The sequence below is a fragment of the Hyphomicrobium sp. genome, from assembly GCF_036833075.1.
In the GTDB taxonomy this organism is placed as follows: Bacteria; Pseudomonadota; Alphaproteobacteria; order Rhizobiales; family Hyphomicrobiaceae; genus Hyphomicrobium_C.
This window is the reverse complement of sequence record NZ_DAITQL010000029.1, coordinates 17,781-20,869: the sequence shown is the minus strand read 5'-3', so window position 1 is coordinate 20,869 and position 3,089 is coordinate 17,781. Positions and strand designations below refer to the sequence as shown.

At 68.5% G+C, this 3,089-nt stretch carries 5 protein-coding genes; all 5 read left to right on the top strand.

Annotated features, from left to right (window positions below; all coding sequences use genetic code 11):
* Positions 1 to 315: hypothetical protein (locus V7082_RS10430; protein ID WP_334148264.1), on the top strand; the 315-nt coding region annotated here is incomplete at its 5' end.
* Entirely contained in the window at positions 312 to 785 is a 474-nt protein-coding gene (locus V7082_RS10425) for a DUF7665 family protein (protein WP_012112796.1), read from the top strand. The genes V7082_RS10430 and V7082_RS10425, both read left to right, overlap by 4 nt.
* The gene (locus V7082_RS10420) at positions 733 to 1,251 is read left to right on the top strand and encodes a hypothetical protein (protein ID WP_334148261.1); all 519 of its coding nucleotides are present in this window, start codon (positions 733 to 735) and stop codon (positions 1,249 to 1,251) included. The genes V7082_RS10425 and V7082_RS10420 overlap by 53 nt, the downstream gene beginning before the upstream one ends.
* Positions 1,252 to 1,264: 13 nt before the next feature.
* Positions 1,265 to 2,632 carry a hypothetical protein gene (locus tag V7082_RS10415; protein ID WP_334148260.1) on the top strand — a complete coding sequence of 456 codons (1,368 nt, stop codon included), beginning with the start codon at positions 1,265 to 1,267 and terminating at the stop codon, positions 2,630 to 2,632.
* Between the two features lie 262 nt (positions 2,633 to 2,894).
* Positions 2,895 to 3,089 (top strand): hypothetical protein (locus tag V7082_RS10410; protein ID WP_334148258.1); only part of this gene is annotated, 195 nt, incomplete at its 3' end.

Below are 3,089 nucleotides of genomic sequence, written 5' to 3'. Positions count from 1 at the left end.
ACCGCCAAAGGCCTCAAGGTCCACATCCACCGCTGCCGTCACATCGAGGTGACGGTGACGTTCAACAACGAGACGGTCGAGCGCCGGTTCGCACCGGGTACGACGGTCGCGCGGGTCAAGCGCTGGGCCGCCGAGCACAAGTTCGGAATGTCCGACGAGGAGGCCGGCGAGCACGTGCTGCAGATCGCCGATACCCATGACCGGCCGGCGCCGGGGACGCATATCGGCGCGCTCACCGACGGCAAGGTCTGCGGCCTCGCCTTCGACCTCGTCGCCGACGAGCGGGTGAACGGCGCTTCCGGGGCCGGCGCGTGAACGGGCCGGACCAGCGGGCCTTCGAGGCGGACGTGGCGAAGGCCACGTTCCGCCTCGGCGTGGCCGAGCGCCGCTGGCGCCTGGCCGGCGTCTCCTGGCCCTTCGTCTTCATCGGCGCAAGCGCAAGGGACGGCCGCGAGTACATCCTGCGCTTCAACTGCGCAGGCTACCCGCAGGCCGCCCCGACGGGAGGGCCGTGGGACCTGAAGACCAACCAAGTGCTCGCCTTCGATCTGTGGCCGCGCGGGCGAGGCGGGCGCGTGTCGGCGGTCTTCCGCACCGACTGGAAGAACGGCACCGCCCTTTACCTGCCCTGCGACCGCGAAAGCTTCGCAGGCCATGACAACTGGCGGCACGAGATGCCGTCGAAGATCTGGCGCCCAGCTGATGGGATCGTCCAGTACCTGGAGCTGGTTCATGAACTTCTTCAATCTCGCGACTATACGGCGCCTGTTCGCGCCGCGGCATGAGCTGTCCTGCTCGTGGCTGCTGTGGCTGCGGCTTTGCGAGAGGCTGCGTGAGCGCGGCCGCCGGTGCAGCCGGGAGAGCGGCGCATTCCTGCTTGGGCGTCGGGAAAACGGCCGCGTGCGCGTCGTCGACTTCGTCCTCTACGACGACCTCGATCCACACTGCCTCGACAGTGGCATCGTGCGCTTCGACGGGCGCTACTTCAGCGAGCTGTGGGCGATCTGCAAGGCGCGCGGCTTGTCGGTCGTTGCCGACATCCACGTTCACCCGGGCGGCGCGGGACAAAGCGACTCCGACCGCGACCACCCCATGATCTCGCGCGCCGGGCACATCGCTTTGATCCTGCCGCGTTTCGCGACCGGGCGTCAGCCGCGGCGCGACATCGGCATGTACCGATACCTTGGTGGCAAGCGCTGGGCGACGGTCCCGGCGGCCGAGCGCAGCCGCTTCTTCCACATCGGACTGTAAGGAGGCGGCCTTCATGACTGCGTTGATTTCACCAGACTCGTTTCATCGGCTTGTCAAACACGCGATCGATAGCGGGACGGCCGCGAGCGTCGCGGAGGCCGAGGCCCTATTCCGCGGCTACCGGCTTGCCGTCGAGATCGATGCGGCCGCCGCTCGCGACCCGGTCCACCAGGCCGCGCTCTTAACGGCCGTCGCCCTTGGCCGCCGCGTCTTTCTCGGCGGCGTGACGGTCAGCGGCGCGCTCGATGCGCCGCTCGTCCTTTCGATGCCGCTCGGGCGAACGCTCGCCAAGGCTGTTGTTGCGCTCGGCGGCGCCTTGGAACTCCGCGGTGACGAGTGCCCGACCATCTTCATCGGGGGCGGTCCCGGCGCTCGCCGGGAGGGCTTCTGTGTTCGAACGGCGGCAAGCGGCTGGCGAGGTGGGATCCTGCCGATCCACTCCGATCTTCAGCCCTCCGCCGGCGTGGCTATGCCGCTGAGCGGCATGCTGTCGGCCGCTTTGGCCGTCAACGAAGCCTATCTCCATGTGAGCGGCGGCATGCCGGCGGCGGGACGGCGCGTGGTCGGGTTCTCGCTCTGGCGCCCCAGCCCTGACGCGGATTGGCTCGAGGCGGATGCGCGCGAGCCGGCGCTGACCTACTTGCCTTCCCGGCTGTGGCTGATCGGGCTGGGGCATCTTGGCCAAGCCTATCTCTGGGCACTGGGCCTTCTCCCGTACCGGGACCCTGCCGAGCTCGCGCTTGTGCTCCAGGACATCGACCTTATCACCGCCTCGACGGAGAGCACCTCGATCCTCAGTGAAAGCGACATGATCGGGCAGCGGAAGACGCGCGCGATGGCGGCGTGGGCGGAGCGCCGCGGCTTTACAGCGTCGATTCAGGAGCGGCTGTTCGCGGCCGACTTCAAGCGCCAGCCCGAGGAGCCGGCGATCGCCCTGTGCGGACTCGACAACGCGGCGGGGCGCCGAGCCCTCGACCAGGTGGGGTTCGATCTCGTCGTCGAGGCGGGTTTGGGCCGCGGCCATCGCGACTTCCGCACGATGCGCCTTCACCTGCTGCCCGGCCGCCGGCCAGCGGCAGAGATGTGGAAGGCAGCCGCAGGCGGCGAAACGGTCGAGGCGCGACCGGCCTATGCCAAGCTGGTCGCCGAAGGCGCGCTCGACCGGTGCGGCATGACGCTGCTGGCGGGCAAGGCCGTGGGCGCGCCGTTCGTTGGCTCGGTGGCGGCGTGCCTGGCGCTGTCGGAGGTGCTTCGCTTGCTGCATGGCGGCGAGCTCCATGGGCTCATCGATCTCGACCTTCTGAGCCCCGAGCAGCGCCTGTTGTGGCGCCATCCCGGCGACTTCAGCCGCTTCAATCCCGGGTTCTCAATGGCCGGGTGATCAGGGCCGCTCGCGGGTGATGTCGTATTGTGGGTGAGAGATCAGGTGGCGCCGGCCCGACCCGCGATGTCGCCAAGCAACCGAGGCCACAGGCGAACGGCCGGGATGGAGAAGGCTCCCCTAGGGGGGAAATTCTTGGAAATCCGATGTTCCGCTTTATTCGGCGCCTGGCGATTATGTTGATGGGCAACCGTGATCGACAGTGCTCGATGCGGTTGTTCGGCAAGACGAAGTGGGAATGGAAAGGGGAAACCGGGGGACAATGAACCGTCGGACCGTCATCGTTGAGGGGCCGCTCGCCTTTCGTATGAGGCGCATCGCCGCCGCGCGACAGGGCGACGAGCCAGCGGTGAAGGGGGAAGTAGGCGAGGTGCGTCATGCGGCCCTCGCCCGGCTCTCGCGCGTCGGGACGCTCCAGAACGCCAGCGCCTCGGCGACGTCGTCGATGGAGCGGCAG

Coding starts and splice junctions, on each gene's coding strand:
- V7082_RS10420 (WP_334148261.1), top strand. CDS start 733: ATGAACTTCTTCAATCTCGCGACTATACGGCGCCTGTTCGCGCCGCGG.
- V7082_RS10415 (WP_334148260.1), top strand. CDS start 1,265: ATGACTGCGTTGATTTCACCAGACTCGTTTCATCGGCTTGTCAAACAC.